This is a genomic window from Streptomyces sp. CY-1, assembly GCF_047218265.1.
GTDB classification, from domain to species: domain Bacteria; phylum Actinomycetota; class Actinomycetes; order Streptomycetales; family Streptomycetaceae; genus Streptomyces; species Streptomyces niphimycinicus.
Genome location: NZ_CP178393.1, coordinates 5,636,887 through 5,656,995 on the forward strand (window position 1 = coordinate 5,636,887; position 20,109 = coordinate 5,656,995).

At 69.9% G+C, this 20,109-nt stretch carries 22 protein-coding genes; 12 read left to right on the forward strand and 10 right to left on the reverse strand.

Annotated features, from left to right (window positions below; translation table 11 throughout):
- Positions 1 to 98: 98 nt before the first annotated feature.
- Entirely contained in the window at positions 99 to 911 is an 813-nt protein-coding gene (locus tag ACK1X7_RS24220; RefSeq protein ID WP_413115624.1) for an NAD(P)H-dependent oxidoreductase, read from the forward strand.
- Here the strand turns inward: ACK1X7_RS24220 and ACK1X7_RS24225 are convergent.
- From ACK1X7_RS24225 to ACK1X7_RS24240, 4 genes are all read right to left on the reverse strand, one after another.
- On the reverse strand, positions 908 to 1,441 hold the full coding sequence (locus tag ACK1X7_RS24225) for a GNAT family N-acetyltransferase (protein WP_385139388.1): 534 nt from the start codon (positions 1,439 to 1,441) through the stop codon (positions 908 to 910). The genes ACK1X7_RS24220 and ACK1X7_RS24225 overlap by 4 nt on opposite strands.
- A gap of 111 nt (positions 1,442 to 1,552) precedes the next feature.
- The gene (locus tag ACK1X7_RS24230; protein ID WP_390795051.1) at positions 1,553 to 2,434 is read right to left on the reverse strand and encodes an aldo/keto reductase; all 882 of its coding nucleotides are present in this window, start codon (positions 2,432 to 2,434) and stop codon (positions 1,553 to 1,555) included.
- A gap of 86 nt (positions 2,435 to 2,520) precedes the next feature.
- Positions 2,521 to 3,828, reverse strand: coding sequence for an RNA polymerase sigma factor (locus tag ACK1X7_RS24235; protein WP_398161354.1), 1,308 nt, complete (start codon positions 3,826 to 3,828; stop codon positions 2,521 to 2,523).
- A 47-nt stretch (positions 3,829 to 3,875) separates the two neighbouring features.
- A complete protein-coding gene (locus ACK1X7_RS24240; RefSeq protein WP_385139380.1) occupies positions 3,876 to 4,232 on the reverse strand; it encodes a YciI family protein in 357 nt (118 codons plus the stop codon).
- A 223-nt stretch (positions 4,233 to 4,455) separates the two neighbouring features.
- On the opposite strand from ACK1X7_RS24240, the gene ACK1X7_RS24245 reads away from it, so the two are divergent.
- The 3 genes from ACK1X7_RS24245 to ACK1X7_RS24255 all read left to right on the forward strand — a co-directional run bounded on the left by ACK1X7_RS24245 (position 4,456) and on the right by ACK1X7_RS24255 (position 6,076).
- Positions 4,456 to 4,878: a helix-turn-helix domain-containing protein gene (locus tag ACK1X7_RS24245; RefSeq protein WP_078642735.1), complete on the forward strand. Its 423-nt coding sequence runs from the start codon at positions 4,456 to 4,458 to the stop codon at positions 4,876 to 4,878.
- An 18-nt stretch (positions 4,879 to 4,896) separates the two neighbouring features.
- Complete coding sequence (locus ACK1X7_RS24250) at positions 4,897 to 5,610, forward strand: hypothetical protein (RefSeq protein ID WP_390795053.1); 714 nt, start codon at positions 4,897 to 4,899, stop codon at positions 5,608 to 5,610.
- Positions 5,611 to 5,731: 121 nt separating this feature from the next.
- A complete protein-coding gene (locus ACK1X7_RS24255; protein WP_014053906.1) occupies positions 5,732 to 6,076 on the forward strand; it encodes a DUF2516 family protein in 345 nt (114 codons plus the stop codon).
- A 131-nt stretch (positions 6,077 to 6,207) separates the two neighbouring features.
- On the opposite strand, the gene ACK1X7_RS24260 is transcribed toward ACK1X7_RS24255, so the two are convergent.
- Positions 6,208 to 7,434 (reverse strand): PP2C family protein-serine/threonine phosphatase, encoded by a 1,227-nt coding sequence (locus ACK1X7_RS24260; RefSeq protein WP_385139371.1) that lies wholly within the window; start codon positions 7,432 to 7,434, stop codon positions 6,208 to 6,210.
- A 232-nt stretch (positions 7,435 to 7,666) separates the two neighbouring features.
- Between ACK1X7_RS24260 and ACK1X7_RS24265 the strand changes: the two genes are divergently transcribed.
- Positions 7,667 to 8,191 (forward strand): O-acetyl-ADP-ribose deacetylase, encoded by a 525-nt coding sequence (locus ACK1X7_RS24265; protein WP_413115625.1) that lies wholly within the window; start codon positions 7,667 to 7,669, stop codon positions 8,189 to 8,191.
- A 46-nt stretch (positions 8,192 to 8,237) separates the two neighbouring features.
- On the opposite strand, the gene ACK1X7_RS24270 is transcribed toward ACK1X7_RS24265, so the two are convergent.
- Positions 8,238 to 9,338 (reverse strand): C40 family peptidase, encoded by a 1,101-nt coding sequence (locus ACK1X7_RS24270; RefSeq protein WP_413115626.1) that lies wholly within the window; start codon positions 9,336 to 9,338, stop codon positions 8,238 to 8,240.
- 445 nt (positions 9,339 to 9,783) lie between these two features.
- On the opposite strand from ACK1X7_RS24270, the gene pstS reads away from it, so the two are divergent.
- From pstS to pstB, 4 genes are all read left to right on the forward strand, one after another.
- Positions 9,784 to 10,905, forward strand: coding sequence for a phosphate ABC transporter substrate-binding protein PstS (gene pstS / locus ACK1X7_RS24275; RefSeq protein ID WP_385139360.1), 1,122 nt, complete (start codon positions 9,784 to 9,786; stop codon positions 10,903 to 10,905).
- 115 nt (positions 10,906 to 11,020) lie between these two features.
- Positions 11,021 to 12,010: a phosphate ABC transporter permease subunit PstC gene (gene pstC, locus ACK1X7_RS24280; RefSeq protein ID WP_216343083.1), complete on the forward strand. Its 990-nt coding sequence runs from the start codon at positions 11,021 to 11,023 to the stop codon at positions 12,008 to 12,010.
- Between the two features lie 91 nt (positions 12,011 to 12,101).
- Complete coding sequence (gene pstA, locus ACK1X7_RS24285) at positions 12,102 to 13,163, forward strand: phosphate ABC transporter permease PstA (protein WP_385151080.1); 1,062 nt, start codon at positions 12,102 to 12,104, stop codon at positions 13,161 to 13,163.
- Positions 13,164 to 13,189: 26 nt separating this feature from the next.
- The gene (gene pstB / locus ACK1X7_RS24290) at positions 13,190 to 13,966 is read left to right on the forward strand and encodes a phosphate ABC transporter ATP-binding protein PstB (RefSeq protein ID WP_093463590.1); all 777 of its coding nucleotides are present in this window, start codon (positions 13,190 to 13,192) and stop codon (positions 13,964 to 13,966) included.
- 234 nt (positions 13,967 to 14,200) lie between these two features.
- Here the strand turns inward: pstB and ACK1X7_RS24295 are convergent, their stop codons facing one another.
- Positions 14,201 to 15,199, reverse strand: coding sequence for an inorganic phosphate transporter (locus ACK1X7_RS24295; protein ID WP_216343078.1), 999 nt, complete (start codon positions 15,197 to 15,199; stop codon positions 14,201 to 14,203).
- 8 nt (positions 15,200 to 15,207) lie between these two features.
- Positions 15,208 to 15,828 carry a DUF47 domain-containing protein gene (locus ACK1X7_RS24300; RefSeq protein ID WP_161560501.1) on the reverse strand — a complete coding sequence of 207 codons (621 nt, stop codon included), beginning with the start codon at positions 15,826 to 15,828 and terminating at the stop codon, positions 15,208 to 15,210.
- Between the two features lie 191 nt (positions 15,829 to 16,019).
- Here ACK1X7_RS24300 and ACK1X7_RS24305 point away from each other — a divergent pair, with 191 nt between their 5' ends.
- Positions 16,020 to 16,424, forward strand: a complete 405-nt coding sequence (locus ACK1X7_RS24305; RefSeq protein WP_385151084.1) for a metal-sensitive transcriptional regulator — start codon at positions 16,020 to 16,022, stop codon at positions 16,422 to 16,424.
- A 165-nt stretch (positions 16,425 to 16,589) separates the two neighbouring features.
- Here the strand turns inward: ACK1X7_RS24305 and ACK1X7_RS24310 are convergent, their stop codons facing one another.
- Together ACK1X7_RS24310 and ACK1X7_RS24315 are read right to left on the reverse strand one after the other, a co-directional pair.
- Positions 16,590 to 16,847 carry a hypothetical protein gene (locus tag ACK1X7_RS24310; RefSeq protein WP_390795060.1) on the reverse strand — a complete coding sequence of 86 codons (258 nt, stop codon included), beginning with the start codon at positions 16,845 to 16,847 and terminating at the stop codon, positions 16,590 to 16,592.
- Positions 16,848 to 17,046: 199 nt separating this feature from the next.
- Positions 17,047 to 17,961: a hypothetical protein gene (locus ACK1X7_RS24315; RefSeq protein ID WP_398161358.1), complete on the reverse strand. Its 915-nt coding sequence runs from the start codon at positions 17,959 to 17,961 to the stop codon at positions 17,047 to 17,049.
- Positions 17,962 to 18,057: 96 nt separating this feature from the next.
- Between ACK1X7_RS24315 and ACK1X7_RS24320 the strand changes: the two genes are divergently transcribed.
- Both ACK1X7_RS24320 and ACK1X7_RS24325 read left to right on the forward strand, forming a co-directional pair.
- Positions 18,058 to 18,261, forward strand: coding sequence for a hypothetical protein (locus ACK1X7_RS24320; protein WP_385151090.1), 204 nt, complete (start codon positions 18,058 to 18,060; stop codon positions 18,259 to 18,261).
- A 144-nt stretch (positions 18,262 to 18,405) separates the two neighbouring features.
- Positions 18,406 to 20,022 carry an FAD-binding oxidoreductase gene (locus ACK1X7_RS24325; RefSeq protein ID WP_390795054.1) on the forward strand — a complete coding sequence of 539 codons (1,617 nt, stop codon included), beginning with the start codon at positions 18,406 to 18,408 and terminating at the stop codon, positions 20,020 to 20,022.
- Positions 20,023 to 20,109: the final 87 nt, after the last annotated feature.

Genomic DNA, 20,109 nt, shown 5'->3' on the forward strand with positions numbered 1-20,109 from the left:
CGTGGCTCAGGCGGTGCGGCGGGGCATGGCCAGATATTTGCACATCCTGGCCATTCGGCCACTCGTCGGCCCGGAGCCCGTTTTCCAGCATGGTGGTCATGAATGTGCTGTGGATTTTCGCCCACCCCGAACAGCGGTCCCTCAGTGGGGCGTTGCGCGACGAAGGTCTGCGCGCCCTGCGGGAGGCGGGCCATGACCACCGGCTGTCCGATCTCTACGCGATGCGCTGGAACCCCGTGGTCGACGGCGCCGACTTCCGCCATGACGCGAGCGAACGCCTCATCGTCGGGGCCGCCTCGCGGCGTGCCTATGACGCGGGGACGCTGAGCGGGGACATCCGTGCCGAACAGGAGAAGATCGCCTGGGCCGACGCACTGATCGTGCAGTTCCCGCTCTGGTGGTACGGCATGCCCGCCATCCTCAAGGGCTGGTTCGACCGTGTCTTCGTCAAGGGCTTCGCCTACGGGGTCACAGGGCCGGACGGACGCACCCTGCGCTACGGGGACGGCAAGCTGGCCGGTAAGCGGGCCATGGTGGTCCTGACCGCGGGGGCGCCCGAGGACACCATGGGGCCGCGCGGTGTCAACGGCGACATCGGCGATCTGCTGTTCCCGCTGCACCACGGCACCTTCTGGTACAGCGGGATGTCCGTGCTGCCGCCGCATGTGGTCTACGGCGCGGACCGGGTACCGGACGAGGCGTACGACGCCCATGCCGCCGCGCTGCGGAAGCGGCTGGCCGCCCTGCCGACGGAGGAGCCGATCCCGTTCCGCCGCCAGAACGGCGGGGACTACGACGAGCGCCTGGTGCTCCGGCCCGATGTCCTGCCGGGCCGGACCGGCCTGTCCGTGCACTACGCATGGCCCCAGACCCAGCACTCCCAGCGCTCCCAGGGCGCCTTGAGCGACTAGGAGGGCGAGCGCAGTTCCAGCCGCCAGTCGTTGCACCGCATGAGCGTCCCCGGCGGGTACTCGACCTCGCACTCCCCGACCAGGGTGAACCCGGCCTTACGGCACACCCCGTTCGACGCGGGGTGGGCGACGGACGGATACGCGTGCAGATACCGATGGTTCCGCTGGGCCGCGGCCGCCAGGGCGACCTCCCCCGCGGCCGCGGCGGCGATCCCCCGCCCCTGGAACGGCGGCAGCACGGCCCAGCCGGTCTCGTACACCGGCTCGCCCCGCCACTCCCGCTCCCAGTACCCGATGCTGCCGACCGTCTCCTCCTCCGGCAGCAGCACGATCCGGTACATCCGCCCGGCGCCCGGCCGCGTCAGCTCGGCATACCGGCGGTGGCGGACCAGGATCCGCTCCTCGCTCTCCGGTCCGCCCAGGTGGCTCGTCATCTCGGGACTGTTGACACCACGCAGCAGCTCCAGGCAGGACGCGCTGTCCTCCCATGGCTCGAGCCGCACCCGCACCCCGCTCGCTCCACCGGACATCCGCCGCCTCCCGCCGTCAGCACACCCCGCACCCGCGTTCCGTTCATTCGACCACGGGGGTACGACAACGACGCCGCGCCCAGATCCGGGCCCGGCCCGCCCGGCCCCGCGTCAGTCCGCCACCGGCTCCAGCAGCGAAAGGTCGTCCTCGTCGAGGGCGATCCGCGCCGCCGCCATGTTCTCCTCAAGATGGGCCAGTGAGCTGGTGCCGGGGATCTGGATGATCGCGGGCGAGCGGGCGAGCCCCCAGGCGAGGGCGATCTGGTGCGCGGTCGCGCCGTGCCGCTCCGCGACCGTCCGCAGGTTCTCGTTCTCCAGGTCGGTGTGGCCGCCGCCCAGCGCGAAGAACGGCATATAGGCGATCCCGGCCCCGGCGCACTCGTCCACCAGCGCCGCATCGGCCTGATCGAGCACCCCGAACCGGTTCTGCACCGCCGCGACGGGCGCGATCGCGCGGGCCTCGGCCAACTGCTCGGCGCTCACATTGCTCACTCCGAGCCGCCGCACCAGCCCTTCCTCCCGCAGCGCGGCCAGCGCGGCGAACCGCTCCCCGAGCGGGACCCCGCCCACCGCCTTGAGCCGCCCCACTCGCAGGTAGACCAGGTCGAGCGCGTCGACGCCCAACTGCCGCAGGTTCTCCTCGACCAGACCCCGCAACTGCTCCGGCCGCGCCTCCGCGTACATCTCGCCGGTCGCGGTGCGCAGCGGCCCGACCTTGGTGGCGATGCTGACGTCCTCGGGGTACGGGTGCAGGGCCTCGCGCAGGATGTCGTTGGCCCGCTCGGTGGCGGAGAAGTAGAAGGCGGCGGTGTCGATATGACGGGCGCCCAGCTCCACGGCCCGCCGTGCGACCGCCACGGCCGTCGCACGCTCGACGGCGGGACCGGCCCACCGCCCCGGCAACTGCATCGCGCCGAAACCGAGCCGATCGGCCGGTGACGAGAGGTGAGAGAACAAGGACGGAGCTGAGGAGGATGCGGAGGATGAGTTCATGGGGCAGCATGCGCACCTTTTCGCCCCGACCACAAGATCGGACCGCCCCGACCGCAAGATCGGATCGCCCCGACCACGAGATCGGATCAGCCCGACGACCGCTCCAGCAGCAGCGCCCGCTCACGGGCGTTACGCGTCAGGGCCGCCGCCCGGGCGAACTCCGCCCGGGCCTCCGCATGCCGCCCCAGGCGCTCCAGCAGTTCCCCGCGGACGCTCGGCAGCAGGTGGTAGTCCTTGAGCGCCGGTTCCTCCGCCAGCGCCTCGACCAGCTTCAGACCGGCCGCGGGCCCCTCCGCCATCGCGACGGCGACCGCCCGGTTGAGCTCCACCACCGGGGACGGGGCCAGCGCCATCAGCCGGCCGTAGAGGGCGGCGATGGCCGTCCAGTCGGTGTCCTCGTAGCGGACCGCCCGTGCGTGGCAGGCGGCGATGGCGGCCTGGAGGGAGTACGGGCCGTGGCCCGCGCGCTCCAGGGCATCGACGCCCCGGCGGATGAGCAGCCGGTTCCACTTGGTGCGGTTCTGGTCGGCGAGCAGCACCGGCTCACCGCCGGGGCCGGTGCGTGCCGCGATACGGGAGGACTGGAACTCCAGCAGCGCGGCCAGTCCATGGACTTCGGGCTCCTGGGGCAGCAGTCCGGCCAGGACCCGGGCCAGCCGCAGCGCGTCCTCGCACAGGGCCGGGCGCACCAGATCGTCGCCCGTGGTCGCGGAGTAGCCCTCGTTGAAGACGAGGTAGATGACCTCCAGGACCGAGGAGAGCCGGGCGGTCCGGTCGTCGCCGTACGGCACTTCGAAGGGGACGTCGGCCTGGGCGAGCGTCCGTTTGGCCCGGACGATGCGCTGGGCGACCGTGGGCTCCGGGACCAGGAACGCGCGGGCGATCTCCTCCGTCGTCAGCCCGCCCAGCAGCCGCAGGGTGAGCGCGACCCGGGCCTGGGTCGACAGCACGGGATGGCAGGCGGTGAAGATCAGCCGCAGCAGATCGTCGTCGATGTCCTCGGCGGTCCGGGCGAGATCCGCCGGATCGGGCGGTGAGACGTCCTCCAGGGCCCGCCCGACCTCCGCCAGCTTGCGTGCGTAGGTCTCCTTACGGCGGACGAGATCGATCGCACGGTGCTTGGCGGTGGCCATGAGCCAGGCGCCCGGATTGTCCGGCACTCCCGACTCCGGCCACCGCTCCAGCGCGATGACCAGGGCGTCCTGCGCGAGTTCCTCGGCCAGCCCGACGTCCCGCACGATGCGGGCGACGCCTGCGATGATCCGCGCGGACTCGATCCTGAATACCGTTTCGACCGTTTCGACCGCTGCGGCGATTTCGGCGGTTTCCCCCGCCCCATCCGCTCTATCCGCCTTATTCGCGTTTGCCGCATTGGCCGGGCTTGCTGCCGTCACGACCCCTATCAGAGCAGCCGTACGGAGACGGAGCAAGCACGGTCGGCTCAGCCCGTGACGATCTCGCGGACCTCGACGGTGATGGTCCAGAACTCCTCATGGGTCCGCAGGAACCGCTTGGTCCACTCCACGGCCTCGGCCTTGTCCTTGGCCTGGATGATGGAGTAGCCGCCGATGACCTCCTTGCTCTCGGTGAACGGGCCGTCGGTGCAGCTCATCTTCCCGCCGGACCAGGTGACCCGGGTTCCCTCGGAGGTCGGGGTGAGCCCGGCCGTGTCCAGCATGACCCCGGCCTTGGTCATCTCCTCGATCAGCGCACCCATCCGCTCCATGAGCTCGGGGCTGGGGCCCTCGGCGGGGGCGTTCTGCTCATCGACGCGGATCATCGTCAGATAGCGCGGCATGGTGACTCCTCATTCGACTCATTCGTCATACGAAGCGGGATTCGGAACGGAGGCCGGGCGCTTCCCTTGCCTCTCACCTGTGCGTCGAACGGGCGCCGCCCGGATCGACAAACCTCACGAGATTTTTTTCGCCGAGGCCGTACCGCCCGGTCCCGCCATGACACGCGCCACTATTGCAAGCAAATGCTTGCAATAGTTAGCACTCCTGTTGCAGCATCGAGGTATGGCATCACTCAACGTCGGCAACCTCGGCGAGTTCCTGCGCGAACAGCGGCGCAGTGCGCAGTTGTCACTGCGGCAGCTCGCCGATGCGGCCGGGGTGTCCAATCCGTACCTCAGCCAGATCGAGCGCGGGCTGCGCAAGCCGAGCGCCGAGATCCTTCAGCAGCTCGCGAAGGCGCTGCGGATATCCGCCGAGACCCTGTACGTACAGGCGGGGATCCTCGACGAGCGGGACCGCGAGGAGACCGAGGTGCGCAGCGTGATACTCGCCGACCCCTCGATCAACGAGCGGCAGAAGCAGGTACTGCTTCAGATCTACGAGTCCTTCCGCAAGGAGAACGGGCTCCAGACCGCCTCGGACGACATCTCCGACCCCTCCGACACCTTCGGCACCGGCGCCGACGTCGCCACACCCTCGAACTGATCCGGGAGGACCATCACCATGGCCATCACCGACGACGTACGCAAGACCCTCACCGACCCGACCCCGCTGTATTTCATGGCGGGCACCGCCGATCTGGCCGCCCAGAAGCTCAAGGAGGTGCCGTCGTTCGTCGAGAAGATCGTCGCCGAGGCCCCGGAGCGCCTGAACGCGGTACGCAACACCGACCCCAAGGTCGTGCAGGAGCGGGTCTCCCAGCAGGCCAAGGAGGCCCAGGGCAAGCTCAACGAGATGCTGGGCACGATCGACACCGACATCAAGCGGCTGCGCGACACGGCGCAGGACCTCGCCCTTCAGGGTGTGGGCCGGGCCGCCGAGCTGGCCGTGAAGGCGCGGGAGCGGTACGACGAGGTGGCCGAGCACGGCCAGGAGGTCGTGCGGACCTGGCGCGGTGAGGCGGCCGACGAGGTCGTCGACATCGCCGGTGCGATCGAGCCCCACGAGGGCCGGGACGGCAACGCGGCGGCCCGGTCGAAGGCCCCGTCGCACTCGGTCGCCATGGACTCGTCCAAGGAGGCGCCGAAGTCGGCGGCCAAGCCCGCCACCCCGGCCCCGTCGAGCAACTCGAGCAACTCGAGCCACTCCGGCCACTCGGGTCACTCCGGCGCGCAGCCGTCCGCGGCCTCTTCGTCCTCCCAGGCCAAGAAGGCCCCGGCGCGCGGCAACAAGCCCGCCGCCCCCGCCAAGCGGCCGGAGCCGAAGTCGGCCGGCTGACGAGCGCATGTCCACGATCGGGCCGGGTACGCCGGGCAGCGCCCTGCGTGCCCGGCCCGGTGTGCGGGTACGGTGGCCCGCAGAGACGCGTCCCATACATATCTTCTAGGCGGTGGATGGCGTGCTGGTTGAAGGCTTCGGCAAGCTGATGTACTGGGTCTCCTGGGCCCTGCTCCTCTTCAGCCTCTTCGCCTTCGTCGACTCGGCGATCCGCCGGGATGACGCGTACCGGGCGGCGGACAAGCAGACCAAGGCGTTCTGGCTGATCATCCTTGGCCTCGCCGCCGCGGTGAACTTCTTCATGGGAATCCTGGACTTCCTGCCGATCATCGGGCTCATCGCGACGATCGTGTACATCGTCGACGTCCGGCCCGCGCTGCGGCAGGTCTCCGGCGGTGGCCGCCGCTGGCCGCGCGGCCGCGGCTCCAGCTCCGACGGTCCCTACGGCCCCTTCAACGGCCGCTAGGGGCCGTTGAAGGGGCCGTAGGGAACGCTAGGGGCCGTAGGGACCGCTAGGCCGGGTCGAACGGCCTGCAAGCGGCGCGGGCGGCAGTCGCCGGGCGCCAGACGGCAGACAGCGGCACGGACCGCGGCCGATCAGCCGCGGTCCAGCAGCAGCACCGCCAGATCGTCGGTCAGCTCCCCGCCGTTCAGCGACCGCACCTCGGTGACGGTGGCGTCCAGCAGTTCCTCACCGCGTCGCCCCTCCGCGACCTGGCGGGCGACGATCTCGACCATGCCCTCCTGGCCGAGCCGCTGCACGCCTGCTCCGACGCGGCCCTCGATCAGCCCGTCGGTGTACATCATCAGGCTCCATGCCCCGCCGAGCTCGACCTCGCGGCGCGGCCAGCGGGCGTTCGGCAGCAGGCCGAGCGCCGGGCCGTTCTCATCGGTGGGCAGCAGCCGGGGCGCCATGCTCGGGCGGATCGCCAGCGGTGAGGGGTGCCCGGCCAGGCAGACCCCGGCCCGGCGGCCGTCCGGCGCGATATCGACGGTGCACAGTGTGGCGAAGATCTCATCGTCGGCGCGTTCGTTCTCCAGCACCTGCTGAAGGGTGCCGAGTAGCTGATCGCCGCAGAGCCCGGCGAAGGTCAGGGCGCGCCAGGCGATGCGCAGCTCCACGCCGAGGGCGGCCTCGTCCGGGCCGTGGCCGCAGACGTCGCCGATCATCGCGTGGACCGTGCCGTCCGGGGTGCGGACGGTGTCGTAGAAGTCGCCGCCGAGCAGGGCCCGGCTGCGGCCGGGCCGGTAGCGGGCGGCGAAGCGCAGCCCCGAGCCGTCCAGCAGCGGGGTGGGCAGCAGTCCGCGCTCCAGCCGGGCGTTCTCCTGGGCGCGCAGCCGTGACTCGGTGAGCTGGCGCTGCGCGAGGTCGGAGCGTTTGCGCTCGACGGCGTAGCGGATGGCGCGGCTGAGGATCCGGCCGTCCAGTTCGCCGCGGAAGAGGAAGTCCTGGGCGCCCACCCGCACCGCCTCGGCGGCGCGCTCGGCGTCGTCCTCCGCGGTCAGGACGAGGACGGCGTGCTGGGGCGCGAGCCGCAGCACCTCGTGCAGCGCGGCCAGCGAGTCCGCGCCGTCGCGGCCCGGGCCCGGGAGGGCCAGGAGGATGCACTGCACCCCGTCGGTGAGCAGCCGGCTGGCCTCGGTGAGATTGCGCGCCGTACGGATGCGGACTCGGTTACCCTCGGTATCCAGCATCTCGGGAACGTTGAAGGCACCGGACGGATCGTCCTCGATCACCAGCAGGGTGAGCCCGTTGTCGGGCAGGGCGGCGGGACCGGCCTGCGGGGCCGGTGCCTCCCGTTGCCTCGGCACGGGTACGGACATCGCTCGATTCCTTCCCTCCCCCCGAGGGCGCGCACCGCCGACAGGTGGAGCGCAGTGGGATTCCGGTACGCACACCGACTGGTCGGTTTCAGTGGCCCCAGAGCGCGGGTACCGGATATTGCCAGGCGACCTTAGCGCTAGGCGGCCGTTTCATGGAATGACCTCCAGGCGCCGACTTTTGTCATATGCCGCACGTCATGCGGCACTTGGCGACCCGGGAGACAATCCCGGGATGACGAACATCACGCTGGCCCTGGGGGACATCACGGAGCAAAACGTCGACGCGGTCGTGAACGCGGCCAACTCCTCCCTGCTGGGAGGGGGTGGCGTCGATGGAGCCATCCATCGACGGGGCGGATCCGACATTCTGGATGAATGCCGCGATCTGCGTGCGTCGCGCTATGGCAAGGGCCTTCCGGCCGGACAGGCGGTCGCCACCACGGCCGGCCGGCTCCCCGCCCGCTGGGTGATCCATACGGTCGGACCGGTCTTCTCCACGGCCGAGGACCGCTCGGCCACGCTCGCCTCCTGCTACCGGGAGTCGCTGCGGGTCGCCGATGAGCTGGGCGCCCTTACGGTCGCCTTCCCGGCCGTCTCCACCGGCGTCTACCGCTGGCCCCTGGACGAGGCGGCCCGGATCGCACTCGCCGCCGTCCGCGATGCGGACACCGCGGTCACCGAGGCCCGCTTCGTCCTCTTCGACCAGCGCGCGTACGACGCCTTCGAGACGGCCCTGAACGCGCTTCCACCGGCCTGAACCTGAGGCGACCGGGCGGGCCCACACCCGCGGCGGTCCGGCCGTACTACCTCGCGTCCGGCCGGACCACGCCCAGGATCGGCATCGAGCCCGCGCCCGCGACCGTGACCTGGCGGCCGGGGCGGGGGGCGTGGATCATCGCGCCGCTGCCCACGTACATCCCCACATGGCTCGCGTCCTTGAAGTAGATGATCAGATCACCCGGGCGCATGTCCTTCGTGCTCACCTTCGGCAGCAGCCTCCACTGCTCCTGCGAGGTCCGCGGGATCGACCGGCCGGCCGCCGCCCACGCCCGCTGGGTCAGCCCCGAGCAGTCGTAGGTGTCCGGGCCCACCGCGCCCCATACGTAGTTCTTGCCGAGCTGGGCCCGCGCGAAGTCGACCGCCCGCCCGCCCGTCGCGGTGGCGCCGCTGCCGAGCTCCCGCAGTATCCCGGTGTCCAGCCATTTCGCCTGCGCGCCACGGGCCTTGTCCTCCTCCAGTTGGCGCAGCCGCTCCCGTTCGTCCTTCGCCAGCCGGGACTCCAGCCGCTGGGCCCGGGCCAGCTTGCGCAGGATCTCCTTCTTCGCCGCCGCCTTCTTCGCCCGGCTCCGGTCCAGCCGCTCCCACTCCTGGGAGGCCGAGTCGGCGTAGCGGTCGAGCGCCACCTGGGTGCGCTCCAGACGGCCGATCAGCCCATGGGTCGCCTGTTCACCCTTACGGGCGAGCGAGACGCCGTCGAGGAACTCGCCCGGATCGCCATTGAGGAACAGCCGCGCCTCCGCCGGCATCCCGCCGCCCCGGTACTGCGCCCGGGCCATCGCCCCGGCCCGCTTGCGCAGCCCGGCCATCTCCTTCTGGGCCTTCACCACGGCTCGGGCGATCTTCAGGATGGCCTTCTCCTGACGGGCCTGTTTCTCCCGCGCCAGGTTGTACGCGTCCGTGGCGGACTCCGCCTTGCGGTAGAGCCCGTCGACCTCCTGGTGGACCGCCTCCAGGCGCCCGCCCCCGGTCGCGCCGCCATCGGCCCCGCCGCCCGGCCCCGGAGCCGGTCCCGGCTCGCCGGGCGCGGCGTACGCCGTCTCCGGCACGGCCGACAGTCCCAGCGCGCAGACCAGCGCGGTGGCCGCGGCGACGCTCACACCCCTCCCTCTCCCGTCCCGCCTCACCCGCGGTCTCCTCTCGTTCCGTTCCGGCCGGGCGCGCTCCTGTCCCTCTCGCGCGCCAGACCTGACGTACCGGCACGTAGGGACGGATAGTGACATGCCGTACCGCAATTCGACAGAGACACGCGGCGGTTACGCCAGCAGCCACCCCGAACCGGTTCACCGGACGGGTGTCGCACAGGTGTCGGACGGACCTGGGGCGACCTCCGCAAGGACGTCGTCCGGCTCGGGATCGGGCCGTGACCTGGCCGTGACATGGCCACCACACTGACGGCCGAGGTTCACCATCCGTTAACTCACCCCCTCAGGCCGCTTCACCTGATCTGCCTACTTTCGGCCCTACTGAGCGTGAGCCGAGTCCGGCTCCGGCGCACGCCTCACCAAGTGCGCTCCACCCCATCTCGCGCGCCGTCCCCCAACCGGCGGCTCCTGGAAGGAACTCCTGAAAGTGAAGCTTCAGCGCAAGAACCGGCTTCGCGCCATCACCGCCGGTGCCCTTGCTGTCTCCGGCGTCCTTGTCCTCACGGCGTGCGGTTCCGACAACAACAACGAATCGGGCGGCGGCGGCTCCAAGGCCGCCTCCAACATCAAGTGCGACGGCAAGGGGCAGTTGCTGGCCTCGGGCTCGTCCGCGCAGAAGAACGCCATGGACCTGTGGATCAAGACCTACGGCGCCGCCTGCAAGGACACCAAGCTCAACTACAAGGCCACCGGCTCGGGCGCGGGCATCCAGGAGTTCCTCCAGGGCAAGACCGCCTTCGCGGGCTCCGACTCGGCGCTGAAGCCCGAGGAGGTCAAGTCCTCCGAGAAGATCTGCAAGGGCGGCAAGGCCATTGACCTGCCGATGGTCGGTGGCCCGATCGCCGTCGGCTTCAACGTGCCCGGCGTCGACAAGCTGACGCTGAACGCCGATGTCCTCGGCAAGATCTTCAACTCCGAGATCAAGAAGTGGGACGACCCCGCGATCAAGGCGCTGAACAAGGACGCGAAGCTCCCGAGCCTCAAGATCCAGGCGTTCCACCGCTCCGACGAGTCGGGCACCACGGACAACTTCACCAAGTACCTCAAGGCCGCCGCCCCCAAGGCGTGGCCGCACGAGCCGGGCAAGGCGTGGGAGGGCAAGGGCGGCCAGTCGGCCGACGGCTCCTCCGGTGTCTCCTCGCAGGTCAAGCAGGTCTCGGGCGCCATCTCGTACTTCGAGCTGTCCTACGCGACCGCGAACAGCATCAAGACCGTCGACCTGGACACCGGCGCCTCCGCCCCGGTCCAGGCCACCGTCGAGAACGCCTCCAAGGCCATCTCCGAGGCCAAGATCAAGGGCACCGGCAGCGACCTGGCCCTCGACCTGGCGTACGACACCAAGGCGGACGGCGCCTACCCGATCACCCTGGTCACCTACGAGATCGCCTGCGACAAGGGCAACAAGGCGAGCACCCTCGCCGCGACCAAGTCCTTCCTGACCTACGTCGCCAGCGAGGACGGCCAGACCTCGCTCAAGGAGCTGGGCTACGCCCCGCTCCCGACCGAGATCGCCAACAAGGTCCGCGAGAGCGTCAAGAGCCTCTCCTGACCCGAGTGCGGCTGACTCCGCCGCGGCGATCGCCGCGGCGGAGTCAGCCGCATTGTCCGGTGCACCGCCGCACCAGGAGCCTCATCCGCATCAGGCTCCGCAGACCGGAGAACTCATGAAAACGGATATAGAACCCACATCATCAGCCGCCGGGTCTCCACCCAAGGTCAGGACCCGCTCCACCGGCCGCGCCGGTGACAAGATCTTCCTCGCCCTCTCGCGGGGTTCTGGTATCGCGCTGCTGGTGATCATGGCGGCCATCGCGGCCTTCCTCACCTACCGCGCCGCCATCGCGATCTCCAAGGACGAGGCCAACTTCCTCACGTACTTCGAGTGGAACACCGGCTCCTCGCCGATGCGGTTCGGCATCGCCGTCCTCGCCTACGGCACGATCGTCAGCTCGATCATTGCCATGGTCATCGCGGTCCCGGTCGCGGTGGGCATCGCGCTGTTCATCTCGCACTACGCCCCGCGCCGGCTGGCCACCCCGGTCGCGTACGTCATCGACCTGCTCGCCGCGGTCCCCAGCATCGTCTACGGCCTGTGGGGCGCGCTCTTCCTGGTCCCGCATCTGACCGGGCTGTACACCTGGTTCGACGACTACCTCGGCTGGACCGGGATCCTCAGCTACCAGGGCGGCGCCGCGCGCTCCCTGTTCACCGTCGGCATCCTGCTGGCGATCATGATTCTGCCGATCGTCACCAGCGTGAGCCGCGAGGTGTTCCGGCAGGTCCCGAAGATGCACGAGGAGGCGGCGCTGGCGCTCGGCGCGACGCGCTGGGAGGTCATCCGGATGTCGGTGCTCCCCTTCGGCCGCTCCGGCATCATCAGCGCCTCGATGCTGGGCCTCGGCCGTGCGCTGGGCGAGACCATGGCGGTCGCCACCGTGCTGTCCCCCAACTTCCTGATCGAGACCAGCCTGCTGGACCCGGGCGGCGGCACCTTCGCCCAGAACATCGCCAGCCGCTTCAAGGAAGCCGGTAACGACGGCCGCGACGCGCTGATCGCCTCCGGTCTCGTGCTGTTCGTCATCACCCTGCTGGTGAACGGCGCCGCGCGAATGATCATCGCCCGCCGCAAGGAGTACTCGGGGACCGCGGCATGAGCGACGCACGCGCGGCCACCGGGCCGCAGAAGAAGACGAAGGCCGCACCTCTGCGCCGCGCGGGCGGAGAAGCGAATGTAAGGGGCACGGCATGAGCACTGTCGTTGATAAAGGCGCGCACCGCGCTTCCAGCCTCAAGCAGGCCCGGCTGCCGCGGTGGACCCCGTACGCCCTGGTCGTCGGCTCGGCGGCGGTGGGAGCGGGCATCGGCACCGCCCTGGGGATGGGCAGTCCGTTCCAGTGGGGCCTGTTCGCCGCCCTGGTGTTCATCATCGCCTCGTACGTCCTCGGCGCCGTGGTCGAAGGCGGCCGGCAGGCCAGGGACCGGCTGGCCACCAGCCTGGTCTGGGTCTGCTTCCTGCTCGCCGTCATCCCGCTGCTCTCCCTGCTCTGGGAGACCATCGACCGGGGCCGGACGGTGCTCGACGGCTACTTCCTGGGCCACTCCATGGAGGGTGTGCAGACGATCCTGCCCGGCGGTGGCGCGTACCACGCGATCATCGGCACCCTGGAGCAGGTCGGCCTCGCCACGCTCATCGCCGTTCCGATCGGCCTGCTGACCGCCATCTACCTGGTGGAGTACGGCCGCGGTCAACTCGCCAAGGCCGTCACCTTCTTCGTCGACGTGATGACGGGTATCCCCTCGATCGTCGCCGGTCTGTTCATCCTCAGCTTCTGGATCATCATTCTCGACTTCAGCTACTCGGGCTTCGCCGGTGCCATGGCGCTGGCCATCCTGATGATGCCGATCGTCGTCCGCTCGACCGAGGAAATGCTCAAGCTCGTCCCGGACGAGCTGCGTGAGGCGTCCCTCGCGCTCGGCGTGCCCAAGTGGCGCACCATCCTCAAGGTGGTGCTGCCCACCGCGATCGGCGGAATCACCACCGGTGTGATGCTCGCGGTCGCCCGTATCGCCGGTGAGTCCGCCCCCATCGTGCTGCTGGTCTTCGGTGCCACCGGGATCAACAACAACCCGTTCGAAGGCGCCCAGTCGTCGCTGCCGTACTACATCTACGAGCAGTGGCAGCTCGGCAACGATGCCTCCTTCAACCGGGCCTGGGCCGCGGCGCTCGTGCTCATCGCCTTCGTCATGATCCTGAACCTGGTGGCCCGCGGCATCGCCCGCTGGAAGGCCCCGAAGTCCGGCCGCTGAGGCCAAGAAGAAGAGAAGTGATTCACATGGCCAAGCGCATCGACGTCAGCGGGCTGACCGCCTACTACGGCACCCACAAAGCCATCGAGGACATCTCGATGACGGTCGAGCCCCGCTCGGTGACCGCCTTCATCGGCCCCTCGGGCTGCGGCAAGTCGACCTTCCTGCGCACCCTCAACCGGATGCACGAGGTCACCCCCGGCGGCCGGGTCGAGGGCAAGGTGATGCTCGACGACGAGAACCTCTACGGCTCGGGTGTGGACCCGGTCTCCGTGCGGCGCACGGTCGGCATGGTCTTCCAGCGCCCCAACCCGTTCCCGACGATGTCCATCTTCGAGAACGTCGCCGCCGGGCTGAAGCTCAACGGCTCGTACCGCAAGAGCGAGCTCGAGGCCGTCGTCGAGAAGTCCCTCAAGGGCGCGAACCTCTGGAACGAGGTCAAGGACCGGCTGAACAAGCCGGGCGCCGGGCTCTCCGGCGGTCAGCAGCAGCGGCTGTGCATCGCCCGCGCCATCGCGGTCGAGCCCGATGTGCTGCTGATGGACGAGCCCTGCTCGGCGCTCGACCCGATATCGACGCTCGCCATCGAGGACCTGATCGGTGAGCTCAAGGAGCGCTTCACGATCGTCATCGTGACGCACAACATGCAGCAGGCGGCGCGCGTCTCGGACCGTACGGCCTTCTTCAACCTGGCCGGCGTCGGCCAGCCCGGCAAGCTCATCGAGATCGACGAGACCGAGCGGATCTTCTCCAACCCGTCGGTGCAGGCGACCGAGGACTACATCTCGGGCCGCTTCGGCTGACCAGGCTCCTCGCCCGCACTGTGGGCGAGGACAGAACGTCCTGCGGTGCTGCATGGCGGTGCCACCGCAAGACGAAGGGCCCGCCCCTGGCTCCCGGGGGCGGGCCCGCTTTTGTGTATCCGCTTCGTGCGTCCGCTTCGTGCGTCCGCTTCGTATGTCCGCTTCGTGTGTCCGCGTACGGCGGCCGGCCGCAGTCGACCGTGGTCAGCCGCGGTCAGCCGCGGCGTGCGGCGGTCAGCCGAAGGCCAGGTTGACGATCCAGTAGCTGAGCGCGGCGACTCCGGCCGCGGCCGGCATGGTGATGAACCAGCCGAGGATGATGTTCTTCGCGACCCCCCAGCGGACCGCGCTCACCCGCTTCGTCGCCCCCACACCCATGATCGCCGAGGTGATCACATGGGTGGTCGAGATAGGCGCCTGGAACATGAACGACGCCGTGTACATGACCCCGGCCGCCGTGGTCTCCGCCGCGAATCCCTGCGGCGGGTCCAGCTCGATGATCCGCCGTCCCAGCGTGCGCATGATGCGCCAGCCGCCCGCGTAGGTGCCGAGCGACAGCATCGCGGCGCAGGAGATCTTCACCCACACCGGAATCGCGTCGCCTTCGTCCTCGACACCCCCGATGACCAGGGCCATCACCACGACACCCATGGTCTTCTGGGCGTCCTGGAGGCCGTGGCCGAGCGCCATGCCCGCCGCCGAGACGGTCTGCGCTATCCGGAAGCCGCGCTTGGCCTTGTGCGGGTTCGCGTCACGGAACAGCCAGAGGATGATCACCATCACGAAGTAGCCCAGCACCAGGCCGACGATGGGAGAGAGGACCATCGGGATGACGATCTTCTCCAGCACCCCGTCCCAGTGGACCGTGCTCGCCCCCGCCAGCGCCGCGCCGACCAGCCCGCCGAACAGCGCGTGCGAGGAGGAGGACGGCAGACCGTAGTACCAGGTCACCATGTTCCAGGTGATCGCGCCGACCAGTCCGGCGAACAAGATCATCATGCCTTGGCCGCCGGTGGGGGTGGCGATCAGGCCCTCACTGACGGTCTTGGCGACACCGCTGCCCAGGAAGGCACCGGCGAGGTTCATCACGGCGGCCATCGCGAGCGCCGCCCTGGGGGTCAGCGCCCGGGTGGAGACCGAGGTCGCGATGGCGTTGGCCGAGTCGTGGAAGCCGTTGGTATAGGTGAAGAAGAGCGCGACCGCGATGGTCACGACAAGCGCGAAGGTGTCCATGCCGGGGCTCAGGACTCCTTGACGGCGATGGTCTCGACCGTGTTGGCCACATGCTCGAAGGCGTCGGCCGCTTCCTCCAGCACATCGACGATCTGCTTGAGCTTGAGCACCTCTATCGCGTCGTACTTACCGTTGAAGAGGTGGGCCAGCAGTCGGCGGTGGATCTGGTCCGCCTGGTTCTCCAACCGGTTGACCTCGATCCAGTACTCGGTGAGGTTGGTCATGGTGCGCAGATTCGGCATCGCCTCGGCGGTCAGCTCGGCCGCCCGCGCCAGCACCTCGATCTGCTGCTCGACCCCCTTGGGCAGCTCGTCGACCTGGTAGAGGACGACCAGGTCGACGGCCTCCTCCATGAAGTCCATGATGTCGTCGAGGGACGAGGCCAGGCGGTAGATGTCCTCACGGTCGAACGGCGTGATGAAGGAGGAGTTGAGCTGGTGGAAGATCGCGTGTGTGGCGTCGTCCCCCGCGTGCTCCGCGGCCCTCATCCGCTCCGAGATCTCGGCACGAGCGGAGGAGTCCGCCCCGAGCAGTTCCATCAGGAGCTTGGAGCCGGTCACGATGTTGTCCGCGGACGCGGCGAACATGTCGTAGAAGCTCGTCTCCCTGGGGGTCAGACGAAAGCGCACTGGGGATCCTCGGAAGCAGCGGATGGGGACTCGTCGATGCTAGGCGCATCTTCCGGCCACGGTAACCGGCGATCCCAGTGTCGCCCATCGGGCAGAGTGCTCAGCACGGGGGCCCGGTTCGACCAGAAAAGCCGGTACCATATACCCACTGGGGGTATATGCGGACATTGCGTAATCAACGGGAGGACGCCATGACGACCACGGCAGCCGACACCACCTCGCCCACCGATGGCGACGAGCGGGGCCAGACGTCCGGGCATACTTCCGCCCAGGAGTCCGTACCCCACGGTGGCCATGGATACGCCAAACAAAAGGATCAGCACCTCAAGCGTTTGCGCCGGATCGAGGGCCAGATCAGGGGACTGCAACGGATGGTCGAGGAAGACGTCTATTGCATCGACATACTCACCCAGGTCTCGGCCGGCACCAAGGCGCTCCAGTCCTTCGCCCTCCAACTGCTCGAGGAGCATCTGCGCCACTGCGTCGCCAGCGCGGCCGTGGAGAGCGCCGCCCAGGGCGAGACGGAGGGCACGAGCGAGGTCGACGCCAAGGTGGCCGAGGCCACGGCGGCCATCGCCCGGCTGCTGCGGACCTGAGCACCGGCCCGGCCCTTCCCGGGCGCGGATGCGACCGCGGCCGGGTATGAAGCGGCCGGGTACAGAGAGGACCACCGCCGGGTGCGGAATATCGCTCCCGCCTCGCCGGACGGGCCGCTCGCCGGACGGGGCCGCTGGGCACCCGCCGGCGAGACGGCGACCCCGCTACGGAGCGTCCGGGCCCCCGGCCTCCGGGGCGCCCGTCGACTCCTCGGCACCCCTGACATCCTCGGCGCGATCGGCGCTATGGGCACCCTTGGCCCGCTTGGCACCCTTGGCACCCTTGGCACCCTTGGCGCCATTAGCACCCTTGGCGCCCTTGGCTCCCTCGGCCGAATCTGATCGGTCGGCCTGCACCCGGAGCACCTCGTCGATACGGTCCGTACTGAGCCTGTCCTCGTCCGCGCTCGACGCAGCGATCATCAAGTCACCATAGAGATCGATTTCGACGAGGGCCACGGGGTCCGGGCCCGACGAGCCGCGACGCGCAACCACGTGTTTCACCTCCTCCAGCGAGCACCTGCGAGCACTTTCGAGCAGCGGCTTCCCAGCGTAGGGATCGGTACACACTCCGCGCATGGCACGGATGGGCCATTTCGAAGGGCAAAGCGGGCCCCTCCGACTACTTCTGAGGTGATCCGACCTTCCCTGTGTAGATATCCGTGGGCTTGGGGAGCTCGACCACGGCCGGCGCCCCGAAGTCGTACAGCTCCGTCGTCGAGGCGACGCCCACCGCACCGCGCCGCCCGGCGGCGTCCGGGCCCGCCGTCGCCTCCTGGCCGTCGGTCCGGCTGCTCACCGTGAACCGGTGCCGCACCTCGCGCAGCCGGCCGAGGCCGTCGAGATACGCGTCGAAGGTCACCGTGTTCTCGTCGAACCCCCTCGCCGCGGCCACCAGCGACCCCCGCGCGCCCTCCGACGCGGCCCGGGCCGCCCGGCCGATGTCGGTGATGCCGCGATAGTGGCGCACCAGATCCCCGTCGAGCCCCTCCTCGCCGACCAGGCTGGCCTTCCGCACCCCGCGCAGCAGTTCGGCGGCGGTCAGCGGATCCGTGGCCCCTCCGGTAACGAGATTGCCGTCGGGAATATCCGTTGTATCCACCCGCACCCACTTATCGCGCGGAATGCCCGCCCCGCGGTTGCGCATGAAAAGCGCTCCGGAGGCCAGGAGTTCGGTGATCGGCGCATGCTCGGCGGCCCCCATCGCGTCCCTCGGCAGCAGCAGCCGCAGCCGGCCCAGCCGCTTCTCGAAGTCGTACGCACCGCTGCCGCGGATGGACACCCGGGTGCCGCCCGTCGCCGTCTCCATGGTGGTGCGGACCCGTGAGCTGCCCGATCCGACCAGCACGTCCGCGGCCCGGTGCAGCACCGTGACCGCGCTCTCCCGCGCCGTACCGCCGGGGCGTTCATCGGCCGCGGTCTCGGTGGTACAGCCACTGATGGTCGCCAGCGACATGGCCAGCAGGCCGCCCGACACGACACCGGCGACCGCTCTCACCCGTCTCCGTACGCCGAGCCCGCGCTGCTGGAACTCCATCGACCGCCGACCCCCTGGCCACGCTCGTCCACGCTTGATACTTGTTCGTTTAACGATCAGCACCGGTCGCCCGTCACGGCCCGGTAGCGTGGTCATGTGCTCGACTCAGGCGATATAGGCCCCGGCCAGGACCGCACCATCACCATGGAGCGGGGCTCCTTCTCCATCGCCCGCTGCACCTGCGGCTGGTCCGGTCCGGCCCGGCGCGCCAGAGCCACCGCCCGCGACGACGCGGCGGCTCATGAGACGGCCCGTCACTCCCCGTCCGACACAAGCGATTCATCGGACTCGTCCGATTAGCGGGGCTTGTCCGTCCCCCGACAAAACTTCGGCAACGAGCGGAACCACATCCCCCGGTCCCTCCCTCTGACCCAGGGACCGGGCCGGCTTCGCGGTGGCCCGGTCGACGGTTGAGAACAGCGTCGACAGGGAGGGGACACCGCCATGAACCGGCGGACACTGCTGGCAGCGGGCACGGGGCTGACGGCCACCGCCACTTGGGCCACCGCGTGCGACGACGACGCGGGAAAGGCCGGCGGTGAGGCAACCTCCGCCGACTCCGCCTCCTCCTCGGCGCCGGACGCCCGTACGGCCTCGGCGAGCGGCAGGCGCGGCGCCCTCGACGGCAAGCCGAAGTCCGCCGACTGGAGCGCGCTCGGCAAGGACCTCCAGGGCGACCTGGTGCGCCCCGGCGACTCCGACTACACCTCCGCCAGCCGGCTCTACAACACCCGCTTCGACCATCTGCGCCCCGCCGCCGTCGCCTATATAGAGAACACCTCGGACATCTCCGCCTGTCTGGACTTCGCCCGCCGCCATGGCGCCCCCGTCGCCATCCGCAACGGCGGCCACTCCTACGCCGGGTGGTCCAGCGGCGACGGCCGTCTCGTCATCGACGTCTCCGCGCTCTCGTCGATCCGTACGGCCTCCGGCGAGGCGCGGATCGGCGGCGGCGCCAAGCTCATCGACGTCTACACCTCACTCGGCGCCCGCGGGGTCACCGTCCCCGGCGGCTCCTGCCCGACCGTCGGCATCTCGGGGCTGACCCTCGGCGGCGGCCACGGTGTGGTCTCCCGGGCGTACGGGCTGACCGCCGACAGCCTTACGGGCGCCACGATCGTCACCGCGGACGGTAAGACCCTCGAGGTCTCCAAGAACCGCGAGGCCGATCTGTTCTGGGCGCTGCGCGGCGCGGGCAACGGCAACTTCGGCGTCGTCACCGAACTGCGGTTCCGTACGCATGAGGCGGCCGACGGCGTGACTTGCTATATGTCATGGCCATGGTCCAAGGCCGCGAAGGTGCTGAGCGCCTGGCAGAAGTGGGGCCCGGACCAGCCGGACGAGATCTGGTCGGCGCTGCATCTGTCGGCCGCCCCCGGGAGCACCCCCACCGTCTCCATCAGTTGCTTCTCGCTCGGCACCTACGGCGCGCTCCAGAACGCGGTGGACCGGCTCGCCGACGGACCGGGCGGCCCCGGCCCGGCCACCCGGGTCAGCCTGCGCCGCCGCGGCTACGTCGACGCCATGCGGATGTACGCGGGCTGCGGCGACACCTCGACGACCAACTGCCATCTGCCGGGCGACAAGCCCGGCCACAGCACCTCCGGGGTGCTCAACCGCGAGACCTACGCGGCGCGCTCGGACTTCTACGACCGCTCGCTGAGCCAGGCGGGCGTACGGGCCATGCTCGACCAGGTGGAGCGCTACGGGCGGCGCACCGGCGGCGGGGGCGCGGTGAGCATCGCGCTGACCGCGCTCGGCGGGGCGGTCAACCGGGTCTCGCCCACGGCCACGTCCTTCGTCCACCGCCGCTCGCGGTTCCTCGCCCAGTACACCGCCTCCTGGGCGGCGAGCGGCTCCGGCAGCGCGGGCAACACCTGGCTGGACGGGGCCCATACGGCGATGCGGCGGTACGCCTCCGGGGCGGCGTACCAGAACTACACGGACGCGTCGCTGAAGGACTGGCGCTCGGCCTACTACGGCTCGGCCGCCGACAAGCTGACCCGGCTGAAGAAGCGCTACGACCCGGACCGGCTCTTCGACTTCCCGCAGGCGCTGTAAGGCCGTTCGCCGACGAGGGAAGCCTGGGACGACAGAAGGCCCGGCAGCCGCCGGGCCTTCGTCGCATCCGTAAGGAGGCCGTCAGGC

Bases quoted from the DNA above. Each gene is read 5' to 3' on its own strand.
- ACK1X7_RS24220 (WP_413115624.1), top strand. From the start codon at position 99: ATGAATGTGCTGTGGATTTTCGCCCACCCCGAACAGCGGTCCCTCAGT.
- ACK1X7_RS24225 (WP_385139388.1), bottom strand. From the start codon at position 1,441: ATGTCCGGTGGAGCGAGCGGGGTGCGGGTGCGGCTCGAGCCATGGGAG.
- ACK1X7_RS24230 (WP_390795051.1), bottom strand. From the start codon at position 2,434: ATGAACTCATCCTCCGCATCCTCCTCAGCTCCGTCCTTGTTCTCTCAC.
- ACK1X7_RS24240 (WP_385139380.1), bottom strand. From the start codon at position 4,232: ATGCCGCGCTATCTGACGATGATCCGCGTCGATGAGCAGAACGCCCCC.
- ACK1X7_RS24245 (WP_078642735.1), top strand. From the start codon at position 4,456: ATGGCATCACTCAACGTCGGCAACCTCGGCGAGTTCCTGCGCGAACAG.
- ACK1X7_RS24250 (WP_390795053.1), top strand. From the start codon at position 4,897: ATGGCCATCACCGACGACGTACGCAAGACCCTCACCGACCCGACCCCG.
- ACK1X7_RS24260 (WP_385139371.1), bottom strand. From the start codon at position 7,434: ATGTCCGTACCCGTGCCGAGGCAACGGGAGGCACCGGCCCCGCAGGCC.
- ACK1X7_RS24265 (WP_413115625.1), top strand. From the start codon at position 7,667: ATGACGAACATCACGCTGGCCCTGGGGGACATCACGGAGCAAAACGTC.
- pstC (WP_216343083.1), top strand. From the start codon at position 11,021: ATGAAAACGGATATAGAACCCACATCATCAGCCGCCGGGTCTCCACCC.
- pstA (WP_385151080.1), top strand. From the start codon at position 12,102: ATGAGCACTGTCGTTGATAAAGGCGCGCACCGCGCTTCCAGCCTCAAG.
- pstB (WP_093463590.1), top strand. From the start codon at position 13,190: ATGGCCAAGCGCATCGACGTCAGCGGGCTGACCGCCTACTACGGCACC.
- ACK1X7_RS24295 (WP_216343078.1), bottom strand. From the start codon at position 15,199: ATGGACACCTTCGCGCTTGTCGTGACCATCGCGGTCGCGCTCTTCTTC.
- ACK1X7_RS24305 (WP_385151084.1), top strand. From the start codon at position 16,020: ATGACGACCACGGCAGCCGACACCACCTCGCCCACCGATGGCGACGAG.
- ACK1X7_RS24310 (WP_390795060.1), bottom strand. From the start codon at position 16,847: ATGATCGCTGCGTCGAGCGCGGACGAGGACAGGCTCAGTACGGACCGT.
- ACK1X7_RS24315 (WP_398161358.1), bottom strand. From the start codon at position 17,961: ATGGAGTTCCAGCAGCGCGGGCTCGGCGTACGGAGACGGGTGAGAGCG.
- ACK1X7_RS24325 (WP_390795054.1), top strand. From the start codon at position 18,406: ATGAACCGGCGGACACTGCTGGCAGCGGGCACGGGGCTGACGGCCACC.